The sequence below is a fragment of the Brevibacterium oceani genome (assembly GCF_013623835.1).
GTDB lineage: Bacteria > Actinomycetota > Actinomycetes > Actinomycetales > Brevibacteriaceae > Brevibacterium > Brevibacterium oceani.
This window is the reverse complement of the sequence record NZ_JABKDE010000002.1, coordinates 552,984-568,089: the sequence shown is the minus strand read 5'-3', so window position 1 is coordinate 568,089 and position 15,106 is coordinate 552,984. Positions and strand designations below refer to the sequence as shown.

Genomic DNA, 15,106 nt, shown 5'->3' with positions numbered 1-15,106 from the left:
GTCAGGAGGTTTCGCCGAGGATCGCCGCGGCTGTGGCGGTGCCGATCCTCACCGCGCCGTCGACGTGCTGATAGCCCGCCGCGGCGATGTCCGAACTCGCGAAGTGCAGCGGACCGACGGGGTCGTTCTGGAACCGTCCCCAGCGAGACAGCCCGCCGAGGTCGTAGCTCGTCGCATAGGCTCCGCGGGTCCATTCCTCGGCACCGAAGTCGGAGAGGTAGAAGACGCGCGGGTCGAGTGCCTTGGGGCCGAGGAATTCGGCGAGGGCCTCGAGGATGCGCCTCCGTCGGGTCTCTTCGTCGAGTGCCCACATCGCATCGGCGTTGACGTCGGAGATGAACCCGACGAGGGTGCCCTGCTCTTCCCCGTGGTTCGTGTTGTCGTAGACCTCCTGGACGAGGCGTGAGGCTCCGAACCCCGTGCCGCAGAGTCCGTCCTCGCGCCAGAACGGCGTGTCGTAGGTGGCATGGACCTTGATGACCAGACCCATCGACTGGTGCTGGTGGAAGATCTGCTGCAGACGGGGCAGCGGCGGATCGTAGCTGATGCGCGAGTAGAGGTTCGGCGGCACCGCGAGGATCGCTCGGTCGGCACGGACGCTGAGGGCATCGGTGCTCACCTGCACGCCCTCGTCGGACCACGCGATGCTGCGCACCGGCTGTCCGAGGCGGACGACATCGTCTCCGAGCTCCTCGGCCATCTGCACGGACACCGACTGCATCCCGCCGACGACGCGGCGGTCGAGGATGAAGTGATCATCGACGAGGTGGGTGAACGATCCCGCCGAGGCGGCCATGAGGATCGCCTGCAGTGCGGAGAACGTCGTGGCGGGCTTGGTGAGCATCCCGCCGGCGATGAACAGGCCGATGTTCTCGCAGGCGAGTTCGTCAGCGGACTGCTGCCTCAGCCAGTGGTGGAAGGACACCGAATCGAGTTCGGCGGCATCGGCGGCATCCCAGGGCGCTGCCGCGCCGATGCGTGCGGCGAGCTCATCGAGGAGGCCGATGAGTCGCTCCATCTCCGCCTGGGTCGACTCCCCCACGGGGAACATGTCGCCGTCATAGACCGTACGGGTTCCGTCCGGGGCGATGTAGACACTCTTGCCCTCCCGATACCGCGGGTAGGTCTCCTTGCCGAGTTCGTCGACGAGGCCGAGCAGAGCCGTTTGGTCCGGAGAGATCCACTGACCGCCGAGTTCGTACATCTGACCGTCGATGTGTTCCGTCCAGGTGCGGCCGCCGACACGGTCGCGGGCTTCGAGAACGATGACCTCCCTGCCCTCGGCTCGCAGCCGGCGGGCCGCGCTCAGGCCGGAGGGGCCGGCTCCGATGACGACGACGTCACAGGTTTCTGCGGACATGGCGATCTCCTTCTGAAGCGACAGCGGTGGCTTCAGACTAGCCACGTGACGGGCGCCTGCCAAGGCGGATTCGTCGAATGCGGATTCCGCATCGGAAGGGTCGGTCAGCGGAACGCGCGCGCATCCGCCGCAGGGTCATCCTCCAGGGCGGCGATGAAGCTCCACGAATTCGGGCGCGACCCGTCGAGATCGTTGAATCCGTAGTGGGTGGCCAGACTGTGGGTGTCCTGCGTGGTGGTGTTGAACCGATGTCGGTCGGGGTCGGCGGCCAGCGCCACGACGGAACGACCGAGCAGATGGGGAGTCTCGGAGATCGCGAAGTCACGCGGCGGTTCGCTTCGATTCTCGTCGAGCGAGTCGCGCATCCAGTTGTCTTCGTCTGTGTCGAAGAGGTCGAGCATCATCTCCGAGCGCAGCCATCCGGGCGTGAGGGCGACCGCTGTGGCCCCGACCGTGTCGAGTTCGTGGCCGAGGCCGAATGCCAGGCGGCTGACCGCGGTCTTCGTGAGGTCGAGGAAGATGTTCTCTCGGTAGTGGATGGCGTTGTAGGCCGCTGTGCCATCGGTGATCTCGACATGGAGCCCGCCTTTGGTGCGGCTGAGCAGCGGCAGTGCGGCATGAGCGGTGTACAGGTGGGTGAGCAGACCGGCGCGCACGATGCGCATCTCGGTCTCACGATCGGTCTGCCAGAACGGAGTGCCCCAATCGACGTAGGCCTCTCCCCCGATGTCATTGACGAGGATGTCGAGGCGACCATGTGCATCCTCGATGCGACGAACCACCTCGGCGATCTGTACTGGGTCGAGGTGGTCGCAGATATGGGATACGGCCTGACCGCCCTCGGCGGTGATGAGCGAGACGGTGCCTTCGATGGTCTCATCTCGCCCGTAGTCGGAGGGCTGCCCTGCTGTCGATCGTCCGGTGCAGTGGACGTAGGCGCCGGCGCGTGCGAGGTCGCGGGCGATGGCACGCCCGGCGCCTCGGGTGGCCCCGGCGACGAGGGCGATGCGTCCAGCCAGGGCCTGTTCGGCGAAGGGGGCGAAGCGATCGGTAGGTGTGGTCTCTGTGCTGTGATCGGTGATCTCTGTGTCGTGATGGGTCATGGCTTCAGTCTCGGTGGCGATCGCTGACAGCCAGTGTCAGTGATGGGGATTAGTCTTGGCACCATGAAGTCAGCGCGGCTCGTTTCGGAGATCGTCCTGCTGGCAGCGCGCACGCGTCCGATCACCGCCGCGGATCTCGCCCGGCGTCTCGAGGTCACCGAGCGCACCGTGTACCGAGACCTGACCGATCTGTCGCTCATGGGCGTGCGGGTTCTCACCCAGTCGGGTCCGGGCGGCGGAATCCGCCTGATCGGCGATTGGACCTCACCTTTGACGGGGCTGACCCGGGATGAGGTGGATTCGGTGCTCGTCGGATCCCCCGCGGCAGGGGATCTCGGGCTCTCCGCCGAACTCGCATCGGCACGGGAGAAGATCGTCGCCGAGACAGCCTCGGCGTTCTCCCGGCACATCCTCGTCGATGGACCCGACTGGTTCATGGCGCGGGAGGACCCGCACGCTCTGAGCACGATCGTCACGGCCCTGCGCACCGCCCGGGGTCTGCGCATCGTCTATGAACGGAAAGGAGAGACTCGTCCGCGGACGCTCATTCCGCTCGGTCTCGTCATCAAGGCCGGTCGCTGGTATCTCGCGGCGCAGCCGCCGGGAGGCCGACCCCGGACCTACCGAGTCGCGCGCATCCTGTCGGCAGTACCGCGGTATCTGCGGGTCGGTGCCCCGGTTCGGTTCCGCCTCGGTGAGTACTGGGAGACCTCCCAGGAGGAGTTCGACCGTTCGATGCGCACGCTCGACGTCCGGTTACGGCTGCCTCTGGCCCGCACCGATGATCTGCTGCGGGCCGTGCCCGGCAGAGTCACCGAGGCGGCGCTGGCGCACGCCTCGGTGAGCGTCGGCATCGTTGAGGTGGACCTGCCGATGGAACCCGCCGAGGTGGCCGTGAGCCAGCTCATCACCGTTCCCGACCTCACCGTCGTCTCCCCGATGCACATCCGTCGCGACCTGCACGATCGTGCGGTGGCCGCGGCGGAGAGCAATCGGTGGCCGGTCAGAGACCTGCGATCATCGGGCTGCTGAGATCACTGGACTTCGTACTTGCCGTTGATCTGTCCGGCGCCGACTCCGCCGACGGCCTCCATGGCGGCCTTGGACAGGTCGAAGCAGCGGTTGCCGTGGTAGGGGCCGCGATCATTGACGCGCACGGTCACCGACTTGCCGTTCGCGGTGTTCGTGATCTTCACCTTCGACCCGAAGGGCAGAGTTTTGTTCGCGGCGGTGAGCTTGTTCGTATCGAAGCTCTCGCCGTTGGCAGTCTTCTTCCCGTCGAATCCGTCCCCGCCGCCGTAGTAGGACATCGGGCAGCTGCCGGATTCGCCCGAGGACGAGCCTCCGGATTCTCCGCCGGATGACTCCTCAGGGGTCTTCTCCGACGTCGGCTTAGGGCTCGGAGTCTCCGTCTTCGCTTCGATCGAGAGTTCTTCCGGCTTCTCCTTGGCCTGCTTCTTCGCCTTGGCCAGAGCATCGTCGGTGGCCGTGGTCGGTGTGACGGCGGAGACTGCTGGCGACTCGGCGACGACTTCGCCGTTCGACGTGGAATCGTTGGGCACCATGGCCAGGCTCGAGGCGACGACGGCCGCGGTGGCGGCGGTCGGGACGATGAAGGCTGAGAGCACGGGACGGGTGCGCACAGCTGCGAGCACTCCCCCGGCGGTGTTCTGACCGGTCTGCGGCGAATGCCGACCGGACTTCTTCTTCGCGGTCAGTGCCGAGAAGATCGAACCGCTCCGCTTGGTGCTCGGTGCTGAGTGTCTGCCCACTGGTGATGTTCCTCGTCGTCTGAGAGTGTCTCGCGAACTCGGAATTGCGGGGAAGCCTCGTCGCAGCACTGCTGGCGAGCAGGGACACCGAGTTGACGGATCAAGTTATCGGATCGTTATCTCAAAGCATTCTAATTAAGGAACTGTTACAAATGCAATGCGGCACACCGTTTCGGCGTGCCGCAGAGATGAGAGGCTGCTCACCGTGCTTCGGTTCAGCGTTCCTTCCGGGTGATGAGCCTGCGCACGTTATCGGCTCCGGAGGTCACGGTCTCCTGCGCCTTGTCGAAGGCCCTTTCGACCTTCCCGCTGCGCACGGCATCGTCGATCGCATGGGATACGGAACCGAGCGCCTTGTTCACGGTGGACTCCGCGCTCTCGATGAGACGCTGCGATGAGGTCGCCTCGCGCACGTTCTTCACCCCGCTGCTCGCCGCACCATAGGCACGACCGGCTGCGCGACGGACTCGCTCTGTCGGTGTCTTCGCGGTCGCGTCGATGACGTCGTCGGGTTCGATGGGTTCGCGGTGTGGACTCATGTCTCCATCCTTGACGACCCGGCCTGCCAGGTCAACACCCGGCTAGGATCGGACTATGAATTCCCAGCCGAAGGTCACTTCCGGCCCAGACATCATCGCACACCGTGGCGGACTGTGGGCGGGAATGAGCGAGAACACCCTCGAGGCCTTCCGCGCCGCCGCCGATGCCGGAGTGCACTGGATGGAGACCGACGTCCACGCATCGGCCGACGGCGTCCTCTTCGCTGCGCACGATGCGGATCTCGCGCGCATCGCGGGACGACCGCACAGCATCCGGGAGCTGCCCGCCGCCGAACTCGACGACGTCGAGCTCATCGCCGGGGGTCGTCTCCCCCGCCTCGAGGAACTCGTCGAGGAGCTGCCCGCCGTGGAGTGGAACATCGATGTCAAGGCCGAGCACAGCATCGGACCGATGATCCGCTTCGTCCACAACTTCTCGGTCGGTCAGCGGATCCGACTCGCCTCGTTCGACTCCGCGACCCTGCGCCGCCTGCGCACGGCTCTGCCGGGAGTGCGCACCTCGACGGGGACGACGGAGACGGCTCTGTTCGCCCTCGGCGGGCTGCCTCTGATGCCCGACCACGGGCCGGTGCCGCTGCCGCCGGACGTCGACGCCCTGCAGGTGCCACGGAGGTTCAATGGGATTCCGGTGGTCACCGGGGACTTCGTCGACCGCGCCCATGCCAGCGGACTGCTCGCGCATGTGTGGACGATCAACGATGCGGAAGACATGGCGGCGCTGTTCGCCCTCGGGGTCGATGCCGTCGTCACCGACGATGTGACGATCGGTCTCGAGGTTCTGGCACGGACGCCTCGAACCGGGGAATAGACGGACACGGTAGACTGTTGCACTGCGTCTAAGGTGTGCAGTCGAGTCGGAAGGTCTTAGATATGAGCGAACGCAGTCTCCGCGGAACACAGTTGGGCTCGCGCAGCCTCGAAACCGAAGAGGGCGTCGAGCCGGCACCGCGTCAGATGGTCGAATTCGAGTGCGAGGACGGAACCCGGTTCAAGGTGCCGTTCTCGATCGAGGCCGAGGTGCCCTCGACCTGGGACTCCGGTCTTCACGGCATCGGCGTCCGCGTCGGTGTCAACGAACCGGACGGGGATCCCGTCAAGCATGTGCGCTCGCACTGGGACATGCTCCTTGAGCGTCGGTCCTTCGACGAACTCCAGGTGCTCCTCGATGAGCGCCTCGCGATCCGTCGCGGTGAGGTCCCGGCCCAGAGCTGAGCCGACCGGCGGCGAAACTCTCGCGCCGGAGAGACGATGGGGGTGCAGGTCGTTGACCTGCTCCCCTTTTCCCATGCTTGTCCGGCGCCCACACGACCCGTGCGGAACGCTCGCGCCGACTCTTCGGAAGGCGCGTGAGCGCCGTTCAAGCGGTAGCGCGTCTATCGATCGGTGCGCCATTCGACATCCGCGCGCGGCCTTGATCGAGGAGCGTCCTCCCGTCGTTCAAGCCGGAGCGCGTCTGTCGACCCGAGGGCCAATCGATACCTGCGCGCCGCCTTGATTGAGGTGAGTGTCGGCCCGAAGGTCCGGTGCGTCACAGCACTGTCACAGCACTGCTCAAGCGAGCTTCGAGCGGCCGAAGAGTCGTCGCAGCTGATCGCGCCGCCGCGTCAGCCCCCAGCCGGCGACCTTCGTGAACGCCTCGGAGATGATCGATCCGCTCATCTTCGACTCACCGAGCTCACGCTCGACGAAGACGATGGGCACCTCGGCGATGCGGAAACCGGCCTCGACGGTGCGGTAGGTCATATCGATCTGGAAGCAGTAGCCCTGCGATTGCACGCCGGAGAGGTCGAGCGTTTCCAGGACGGGACGAGTATAGGCGCGGAATCCTGCGGTCGCGTCCCGGACGCCGAGACCCATGACCGCGTTGACATAGACGTTCGCGCCACGGGAGAGGAAGAACCGCGACTTCGGCCAGTCGACGATCTCACCTCCGGGTACCCACCTCGAGCCGATGACGAGGTCGGCCCGCCCCGACCGGGCGACATCGAGCAGCTGCCCGAGATCGAGCGCACGGTGGGATCCGTCGGCGTCGAATTCGCAGATGATCTCGTAGTCGCGCTCGAGCGCCCAATCGAAGCCGGCGATGTAGGCCATGCCGAGACCGGACTTCTCACTCCGGTGGAGGACGTGGATGCGTGAATCGGACCGGGCCTGTTCTTCGGCCCACTCCCCCGTACCGTCGGGTGAGCCGTCATCGACGATGAGGACGTCGACCTCCGGCTGCGCTTCGAACAGCCCGGACAAGGTCACGGGCAAGGCGAGACGTTCGTTGAATGTGGGGATGACGACGAGGATCTTGGAAAGCACGGACTCCACGATACGCGTTCGCTTGGGAAACAATGAGTCGACACCCCCGCCTTCGGACCACGCCGCCGAAGCAGCGAGTTATCTAATGACGGGAGTGCCGACTCCATCCCACCTGTGCGGAATGTTCACCACGAATCTAGTGGGCCACGGCGACTTTGCAAAATCGCTGTGACCAGCAACGATACCTGAATCTGCAGGTCAGCGGCGCGTGTTCGGCAGAAAGTTTCTTCCGCCGCTCGGCGTGTCGCCTGGACTCAGGCGGAGACCGCGGATGCTCAGAGTGCGATGCGGGTGGGCAACGGCACATCCGGAGCCAGTTCCGGCAGGCCCGGGGTGCCCGACCGAGGGTCTGTGCTCCACGCTGCGACGCGAGGATCGGCGACCTGGACGACGAGCCTCTCAACCCTCCAGCGGACGATGTCCGCATCAGCTCCCGGGACGAGCACTCCGCCGTCCGGGTTGCCGGCAGCGCGATGAGCGAAGCGGGTGGTCGCATTGAAAGCGGCACGCGCGCCGATGCCGTTCTCACCGACGACGGCCGAGCGCACCGTCGCCCACGGCGAAGACTGCGAATGGCTGAACGAGACCTGGGCACCCGCGACCAGCAGCTGGGAGAGCGGTTGCGGCAGTGCGGGGTCGAGCGTGATCGCGACCCCGCTGCGGCCGAGTGCTTCGACGTGTCCCTCGTCGATGGAGAAGCCCAGCAGCAGCCGGTAGCCGTGTCGCTGCGCGTGGGCGGCGTCGGTGCGCAGGCGCTCCAGCACCGCGCCGAGGCGTTCGTTCGAGTCGACGAGGACGAACAGCTGCGTCTCCGGCAGGGTCTCGAGCGCGAGGAAGTCCGCCGCCGTCGTCGAGGCCCGCACCGAGGAGTCGGAACTCAGCTCGGGGTAGTCGACGATCAACAATCCCTGCGGAGCGTCCGCAGCGAACCGGGCGATCGCCTCGGCGGTGCCGAGCGCATGGACGTGCGTGTATCCCTGATCGTGCAGTCGCTGCGCCGATGCCGTATCCGCATCGAGGACGAGTCCGGCGAGGACGATTCCCGGCGTGAGGAAGTCCTCGGCGAGGTTGATCGCCTCGGGGTCGAGGGCCTTCGCCGCTTCGTCGGACCCGATGAACGAGACCTTTCCGTCCGTGTGTCCGAGCGCCGTCGCGAAAGGGTCGGCACTGCTGTATACGTCTCCACCAAAGTACATAGTCACAGCCGACAGGCTACACCGCTCCCCCTGTGTCAGATCCGTCGGGTATCGTCATCGATTGTGAAGCCTTTGGTTCTGCTCGATACGCCCGCCCTGTACTACCGCGCCTTCTATTCGGTTCCGGATTCGATCGTCAACGACGACGGTCAGCCCGTCAACGCCGTCCGCGGGGTCGTCGACACGGTGGCGCAGATGATCCGCCGCTTCGATTCCGCACGGGTGGTGGCGACGATGGATGCGGACTGGCGCCCGGCCTTCCGCACCGCGATCATGCCTGAATACAAGGCCGCCCGCGTCAAGGACGAAGACGCCGGCACGGAGATCCCGCCCGAGCTCGCCGGCCAGCTGCCGATCTTATACCGCGTCCTCACCGCCGCAGGGATTCCCATCGCCGAGGTGGCCGGGACGGAGGCCGATGACGTCATCGCCACGATGGCCGCCGAGTCCCGCTCCCCCGTCGTCATCGTCTCCCCCGACCGTGATCTTCTCGCGCTGCTGGACTCCGACAGTGATGTCAGCGTTCTGCGCCCGCGCAAGGGAGGAGAATGGGAGGCCCTGTCCGAAGCCGACCTGCCGGCGGCCTACGGCGTGCCCGACGGCACCCGCTACCGCGAGCTGGCGGCACTGCGCGGCGATCCCTCGGACGGTCTGCCCGGGGCTCCGGGAATCGGCGAGAAGACGGCCGCAACGCTGCTGGAGAACTTCGGCTCCCTCGACTCGATCATCAGAGCCGCGAAGTCCGGGGTCAAGACCGGCGGCCTGAGCCCGAAGCGTGCGGCCACCATCATCGAGGTCGAGGACACGCTGCACAAGACCCTCGAGGTCATGCGGTGCCTGACCGATGTCGATCACGGAATCGACCTCAACTCGATCCCGTATACCGCCGACCTCGCAGCGCTCGACGCGGCAGCATCAGGACAGAACATCCGCCGCTCCGTCGACAATCTCATCTCAGCGCTCGAATCCGTCGCCCGCTCCCGGCCCGCCCCGGCCGCTGCGGCTGCGCCGGGGCCCTCAGGCGTGTCGGCATCGACGCGGACCGGCGCGGCGGGCTCGCGGTCGTCAGGCGTCACCGACGCCAACGGTTCGACCAGCACAGCCGATTCGTCCGTCGCGGCGCCGTGGATCCGTTCGCGCCTCGTCGGCTTCGACCTCGAGACGACCGGCGTCGAACCGGAGACGGCGCGCATCGTCACCGCCGCGTTCGTCGATTCGGCCAGTGAGGTGCGAACCTGGCTGGCCGATCCCGGCATCGAGATCCCCGAGGCCGCCCGCGCCGTGCACGGAATCACCACCGAATATGCCCAGGCCAACGGCGCACGCGCGGTTGATGTCGTCACTGAGCTGTGTGCGACCTTCGCCGCCCTCCGCGACGAGGATGCCGTCGTCGTCGGCCACAATGTCGTCTACGATCTGTCCGTCATGGCCGCCGAGGTGGCTCGCCACCGCCCCGATATCGACTTCCCGTCCATCATCCCCACGATCATCGACACCTTCGTCGTCGACAAGCAGATCGATCCCTACCGCCGCGGCAAGAGGACGCTGATCGAGACCGCGAAGACCTATCGGGTCGAGCTCCTCGATGCGCACGACGCCTCGGCCGACGCGCTGGCGGCGCTGGACATTTCCCGAGCATTGGCAGAAAAGTCCACGGAAATCGCTGCACTCAGCAACGCCGAGATCATGGCCGCACAGGGCGACTGGAGACGCTCACAGGCCGCAGGACTGCAGTCCTGGCTGCGGAAGAAGGGCAACGCCGACGCGGTCGTCGACGGTTCGTGGCCGATGTCCTGAGCGATAGACTCGACACCGACGAACACACGACGAAGGACGACAATGGGATTCTTTTCTCGCCTGCTCAATCGACCCGGCTCTCATGCGGAGAAGACGACGGGCTGGTTCGATCGCTCGGCCGACGACATCGCGACGGCCGGACGCGAGTTCGCCGAACTCAGCGACGCCGAACTCACCGAGGCCGCCGGAGAGGTCTTCGCTTCGGGTTCGCAGCAGGAGACTCTCACCCGCTACTGCGCACTGGCCCGTGAAGCCGGTGAGCGCGCACTCGACGAGAGCGCCTACGACACGCAGCTGCGCGGCCTCATCGGTCTGCTCCAGGGCAGTGTCGTGCAGATGGCCACCGGTGAAGGCAAGACGCTCGTCGGAGCGCTGGCCGCGGCCGGCTACGCCCTGCAGGGTCGGCGCGTCCACGTCGTCAGCGTCAATGACTACCTCGCCGTGCGCGACCGCAACTGGATGAAGCCGCTGTTCGACCTCCTCGGCGTCCGCTCCGCCGCGATCTCGGGCACACAGAAGGACGACGAACGTCGCCAGGCGTACCAGGCGGAGGTCCTCTACGCCTCGGTGACGGAGGTCGGCTTCGACGTGCTCAGGGATCGCTTCATCACCGACGACGCGGACCTGCGGGTCCCCGAAGGCGATGTCGTCATCGTCGACGAAGCGGATTCCGTGCTCATCGACGAAGCCCGTGTGCCCCTCGTCCTGGCAGGGTCGTCGAGCGTGCAGGATGCCGATGAGTCCATCGCGGCGCTCGTCTCGCGCCTGACCCCCGGCACCGACTTCGAAGTCAGCTCCGATCGCAACGCCGTGGCCCTGACCGATGCCGGAGTCGACAGAGTCGAAGAAGAGCTGGGCGTCGAACTCTTCGGCGAGGACTCCGAGACCCTCGCCGCGGTGAATATCGCTCTCCACGCCAGAGCACTGGTCAAGCGCGATGTCGACTACCTCGTCGTCGACGGTCGGATCAAACTCATCTCATCCTCCCGCGGACGCGTGGCCGAACTCCAACGCTGGCCCGACGGGCTGCAGGCCGCTGTCGAGGCGAAGGAGAGCCTCGGCACGACGGACAGCGGTGAGATCCTCGACCAGATGACCGTCGAAGAGCTCATCCACGGCTATGCGACGGTATGCGGCATGACCGGCACCGCGCTGGCCGTCGGCGATGACCTGCGCGAGTTCTACTCACTCGAGATCGTCCCGATCGACACTCACCTGCCCGTCATCCGCGTCGACGAACCCGACCGCCTCTACACCTACCAGGAGTCGAAGGAGCGGGCGATCGTCGAGGAGGTCGCGGAGAACCACTCCCGCCGGCGCCCCGTGCTCATCGGCACGTCGTCGGTGGCCGAGAGCGAATCACTGGCCGAGCGTCTGACCGAACGCGGCATCGAAGTCGCAGTGCTCAACGCGAAGGACGATTCCCGCGAGGCCGAGATCATCGCCGCGGCGGGCGCCCCCGCGGCGGTGACCGTCTCGACGCAGATGGCCGGACGCGGCACCGATATCCGTCTGGCCGACGACGACGTCGCCGAGGCCGGCGGTCTGCTCGTCATCGGTGCCGGGCGTTACCCTTCGTCGCGTCTCGATGACCAGCTGCGCGGCCGTGCCGGCCGTCAGGGCGATCCCGGCACCTCTGTGTTCTTCACCAGCCTCGAGGACGAGCTGCTCACGCGTGCGCCGGAGATCCAACGCTTCGTCACCGAAGGCGACGAGACCGGGCTCATCGACTCCAAACGCGCCCTCGGTCTCGTCGAACACGCCCAGCGCATCGCCGAAGGGCAGAACACCGCTCTCCACCGCGACACGTGGCGCTTCAACGAACTCATGGCCAAGCAGCGCGAACTCGTCCTCGAACGCCGCACCGAGATCCGCAAGGACGATGAACCGGTTGCGCAGCTGCGCAAGGAGATCGGCGACCGGGCCGATGAGATCGTCGCCGAGCAGTCGGAGGAGGTCCTCGACACGGTGCTGCGCGAGGTCATGCTCTTCCACCTCGACGCGCGGTGGGTCGATCACCTCGCGTTCCTCAATGATCTGCGCGAGGGCATCCACCTGCGGACCTTCGCACGGGAGAAGCCGCACGAGGCCTTCAACGCGGAGTCCATCCGCGTCTTCTCCTCGTTCTGGTCAGATGTCATCGAGGATGCGAAGGAGACCCTCGAAACGGCCGAGATCACCGCCGACGGCATCGACCTCGAGTCCCATGGGCTCAAACGTCCGTCCTCGACATGGACCTATCTGACCACGGAGAACGCCTTCGGTTCGGACATCGAGAACATCGTCAAGAAGGTCAGGCGCTGATCAGGAGTCGGCGACGACTCCGCGGCGGATCGCATTGATCGTGCGACGGATCCGCACAGCCGTGTCGGCGTCGACGACCTCGGAGATCTGACCGAGCAGATCGAGACTCTGCTTGGCCCAGCGCACGAAGTCGCCGGCGGCGATGTCGCTGCCGCGCAGTGACTCCGACAGTGCTTTGCCCTCCGTCCACCGGAACATCGGCTTAACCAGGCCCCGGTCGGGTTCATCGGTCGTCGTCAGGGCATGCTGCTCCTCGAGATGGAAGAGGCGACGCCAGATGGTCTCCGCTTCGTCACAGACGGATTCGAGGTCCGCGCTCGGCGCCCGATGCGCGTGCAGGGTGTCCCGTCGCGACTGGAACACGAAGATCGAGGCGAAGGACGCGAGTTCCGGTTCGGTGAGTCCATCCCACAGCCCCGCGCGGATCGTCAGCGCCACGAGCAGATCACGTTCGCCGTAGATGCGACGAAGCATCTCCGAATGGGCCGGATCGAAACCGAGTCCGCGCAGCACTTCCTGGACGCGGTCGAAGACGAGTGCGATCGAGGTGGTGCGCCCTTCGATGCGTCCGATGAGCCCCTCGTTCTCCCGAATGAGCTTGTCGGCGCGATTCGCCCACCGTGCGTGCATCTCCCGATCCGGGCAGTCATGGCACGGGTGGGCGCGCATCTGCGCCTGCAGCTCGGCCACCGTCGTCGACGCCGTCTGAGCCTCCCTGGTCGACTCCCAGTGCGCATCCGGGTCGACCCGCCCGTCGTGGACGGCCGATTCGAGGATCGACAGCAGCTGCCGTCGGTCACCGGCCTGCCGGTGGTTGAACTTCTTCGGCACACGGACACGCCCCTGGGAGGCGACGGGCTCGCTCACCTCGTGCGGCCTCAGGTGCCACACCTTGCCCTGTTCGGTCAGCACGGTGGGCAGCCGCGAGGTTCCGTCCCGGCTGCTCATCGGGGCGATGATGACAGCACGACCGCCGACGCGTTTGGCCGGCATCGTCACCACATCGCCGACCTTGAGCGCGGTGAGCGATTCGACGATGTCGCGCTGCCGGTTGCGCGACTTCGTGCGCGTCTCCTGCTTCTGCGTGTCCGAGATCGCTCTGCGCAGTCCGGCGTATTCGGCGAAGTCGCCGAGTTCGCAGTGCATCGACTTCTCATAGGCCTCGATGGTCGCCTCGTTCTTGCGCACCTTCCGGGCGAGGCCGACGACGGCCTTGTCGGCCTGGAACTGGGCGAACGAGGTCTCGAGCACCTTCGCCGCTTCGGCGGAGCTCATCCGAGACAGCAGATTCGCCGTCATGTTGTAGGTCGGCCCGAACGCGGAGTTGAGCGCATACGACCGGTTCGAGGCCAGAGCGGCCAGCTCGCTGACCTCCACAGTGGGGTGCCAGACGACGACGGCGTGGCCGATGCGGTCGATGCCGCGGCGTCCGGCCCGTCCGGTCAGCTGGGTGTACTCCCCCGGGGTGATCGTCACATGGGCCTCACCGTTGAACTTCACGAGCTTCTCGAGCACGACCGTGCGGGCGGGCATGTTGATGCCCAGGGCCAGGGTCTCAGTGGCGAAGACGACTTTGATGATCCCCTGCGAGAACAGATCTTCGACGAGCTGTTTGAACTGCGGGATCATCCCCGCATGGTGGGCTGCCACGCCGAGCAGCAGGCCCTCGCGGAACGTGTGGTAGCCGAGGATGCCGAGATCCTCGTCGGCGAGTTCCTCCCGCAGCGATTCCAACGCCGCGTTGACGATCGTCTTCTCCTCCCGCGAATTGAGATCGACGCCGGTCGACAGGTACTGCTCGACGGCCTCATCGCAGCCGTTGCGGGAGAAGATGAACATGATCGCGGGCAGCATGGCCGCCTCGGCGAGGGAGGACACGACCTGAGTGCGGCTGGGACGGCGGAATCGGGCACGCGTGGCACGGGCCCGCCGCGACCGCGGTCCTCCGTGGGTACGCGTGGCATGGTTGAGGGCCGGATCGATCCGTTCCGAGTCCGTGTGGGTGAACAGATCGTACATCCGGTGGCCGACGAGCACATGGTTGACCAGCGGCACCGGCCGGTGGCTCGTCGACACGATCGTCGTCGGGCCCCGCACCTCGCGCAGCCAGGCCCCGAACTCCTCGACATTGGACACCGTGGCCGACAGCGACACCATCTGCACCCGATCGGGCAGGTGGATGATGACCTCTTCCCACACCGGTCCGCGGAAGCGGTCGGCGAGGTAGTGGACCTCGTCGAGGACGACGAAGCCGAGGTCGGACAGGCCCTCCACGTCGTTGTAGAGCATGTTGCGCAGGACCTCGGTGGTCATCACGATGATCGGCGCGTCCCGCCGGATCGAGGTGTCACCGGTGAGCAGGCCGACGTTCTCCGACCCGTGGACCTCGGCGAGGTCGTTGAACTTCTGGTTGCTCAGCGCCTTGATGGGTGTGGTGTAGAAGACCCGCTTGCCCTCGTCGCGGGCCAGTTCCACCGCGAATTCGGCGATGAGGGTCTTCCCGGCCCCGGTCGGTGCCGTGACGAGCACGTCCTCACCGTCCTGCAGGTGGCTGCACGCCTCGACCTGGAAGTCGTCGAGCTCGAACTCAGTGCGGTCCATGAATCGGCCCAGCGGGGTGCGCGCGAATTCGGCGCGTGCCTTGAAGTCGGCGTAGGCGGCGGAGGGAGAAAGGGTCGCCTCCGCCGAGTTCGGGTTCTCTGGCATA

12 protein-coding genes are annotated in these 15,106 nt (G+C 66.3%); 5 read left to right on the top strand and 7 right to left on the bottom strand.

The window, feature by feature from the left end; all coding sequences use genetic code 11:
* Window position 1: 1 nt before the first annotated feature.
* Complete coding sequence (locus HK401_RS06065; RefSeq protein WP_181273748.1) at window positions 2-1,360, bottom strand: flavin monoamine oxidase family protein; 1,359 nt, start codon at window positions 1,358-1,360, stop codon at window positions 2-4.
* Between the two features lie 104 nt (window positions 1,361-1,464).
* Window positions 1,465-2,463 (bottom strand): SDR family oxidoreductase, encoded by a 999-nt coding sequence (locus HK401_RS06060; RefSeq protein ID WP_181273747.1) that lies wholly within the window; start codon window positions 2,461-2,463, stop codon window positions 1,465-1,467.
* Window positions 2,464-2,526: 63 nt separating this feature from the next.
* Between HK401_RS06060 and HK401_RS06055 the strand changes: the two genes are divergently transcribed.
* On the top strand, window positions 2,527-3,495 hold the full coding sequence (locus HK401_RS06055) for a helix-turn-helix transcriptional regulator (RefSeq protein WP_181273746.1): 969 nt from the start codon (window positions 2,527-2,529) through the stop codon (window positions 3,493-3,495).
* Between the two features lie 2 nt (window positions 3,496-3,497).
* Here the strand turns inward: HK401_RS06055 and HK401_RS06050 are convergent, their stop codons facing one another.
* A complete protein-coding gene (locus tag HK401_RS06050) occupies window positions 3,498-4,235 on the bottom strand; it encodes a septal ring lytic transglycosylase RlpA family protein (protein ID WP_309135919.1) in 738 nt (245 codons plus the stop codon).
* A gap of 215 nt (window positions 4,236-4,450) precedes the next feature.
* Entirely contained in the window at window positions 4,451-4,774 is a 324-nt protein-coding gene (locus HK401_RS06045) for a hypothetical protein (protein WP_181273745.1), read from the bottom strand.
* Between the two features lie 55 nt (window positions 4,775-4,829).
* Between HK401_RS06045 and HK401_RS06040 the strand changes: the two genes are divergently transcribed.
* On the top strand, window positions 4,830-5,603 hold the full coding sequence (locus HK401_RS06040) for a glycerophosphodiester phosphodiesterase family protein (RefSeq protein ID WP_181273744.1): 774 nt from the start codon (window positions 4,830-4,832) through the stop codon (window positions 5,601-5,603).
* Window positions 5,604-5,665: 62 nt separating this feature from the next.
* On the top strand, window positions 5,666-6,007 hold the full coding sequence (locus HK401_RS06035; RefSeq protein WP_181273743.1) for an RNA polymerase-binding protein RbpA: 342 nt from the start codon (window positions 5,666-5,668) through the stop codon (window positions 6,005-6,007).
* A gap of 339 nt (window positions 6,008-6,346) precedes the next feature.
* Here HK401_RS06035 and HK401_RS06030 read toward each other — a convergent pair whose 3' ends face one another.
* Window positions 6,347-7,102, bottom strand: coding sequence for a polyprenol monophosphomannose synthase (locus HK401_RS06030; protein ID WP_181273742.1), 756 nt, complete (start codon window positions 7,100-7,102; stop codon window positions 6,347-6,349).
* Between the two features lie 275 nt (window positions 7,103-7,377).
* Window positions 7,378-8,298: an amidohydrolase family protein gene (locus HK401_RS06025; protein WP_181273864.1), complete on the bottom strand. Its 921-nt coding sequence runs from the start codon at window positions 8,296-8,298 to the stop codon at window positions 7,378-7,380.
* A 63-nt stretch (window positions 8,299-8,361) separates the two neighbouring features.
* Here HK401_RS06025 and HK401_RS06020 point away from each other — a divergent pair, with 63 nt between their 5' ends.
* On the top strand, window positions 8,362-10,095 hold the full coding sequence (locus HK401_RS06020; protein WP_309135918.1) for a 5'-3' exonuclease H3TH domain-containing protein: 1,734 nt from the start codon (window positions 8,362-8,364) through the stop codon (window positions 10,093-10,095).
* Between the two features lie 42 nt (window positions 10,096-10,137).
* Entirely contained in the window at window positions 10,138-12,399 is a 2,262-nt protein-coding gene (gene secA2 / locus HK401_RS06015; protein WP_181273741.1) for an accessory Sec system translocase SecA2, read from the top strand.
* Here the strand turns inward: secA2 and HK401_RS06010 are convergent, their stop codons facing one another.
* Entirely contained in the window at window positions 12,400-15,105 is a 2,706-nt protein-coding gene (locus HK401_RS06010; RefSeq protein WP_181273740.1) for a DEAD/DEAH box helicase, read from the bottom strand.
* Window position 15,106 lies beyond the last annotated feature (1 nt).

Excerpts from the sequence above, each read along its gene's own strand:
- HK401_RS06060 (WP_181273747.1), bottom strand. The coding sequence starts at position 2,463 with ATGACCCATCACGACACAGAGATCACCGATCACAGCACAGAGACCACA.
- HK401_RS06025 (WP_181273864.1), bottom strand. The coding sequence starts at position 8,298 with ATGTACTTTGGTGGAGACGTATACAGCAGTGCCGACCCTTTCGCGACG.
- HK401_RS06035 (WP_181273743.1), top strand. The coding sequence starts at position 5,666 with ATGAGCGAACGCAGTCTCCGCGGAACACAGTTGGGCTCGCGCAGCCTC.
- HK401_RS06010 (WP_181273740.1), bottom strand. The coding sequence starts at position 15,105 with ATGCCAGAGAACCCGAACTCGGCGGAGGCGACCCTTTCTCCCTCCGCC.
- HK401_RS06065 (WP_181273748.1), bottom strand. The coding sequence starts at position 1,360 with ATGTCCGCAGAAACCTGTGACGTCGTCGTCATCGGAGCCGGCCCCTCC.
- HK401_RS06055 (WP_181273746.1), top strand. The coding sequence starts at position 2,527 with ATGAAGTCAGCGCGGCTCGTTTCGGAGATCGTCCTGCTGGCAGCGCGC.
- secA2 (WP_181273741.1), top strand. The coding sequence starts at position 10,138 with ATGGGATTCTTTTCTCGCCTGCTCAATCGACCCGGCTCTCATGCGGAG.
- HK401_RS06040 (WP_181273744.1), top strand. The coding sequence starts at position 4,830 with ATGAATTCCCAGCCGAAGGTCACTTCCGGCCCAGACATCATCGCACAC.
- HK401_RS06045 (WP_181273745.1), bottom strand. The coding sequence starts at position 4,774 with ATGAGTCCACACCGCGAACCCATCGAACCCGACGACGTCATCGACGCG.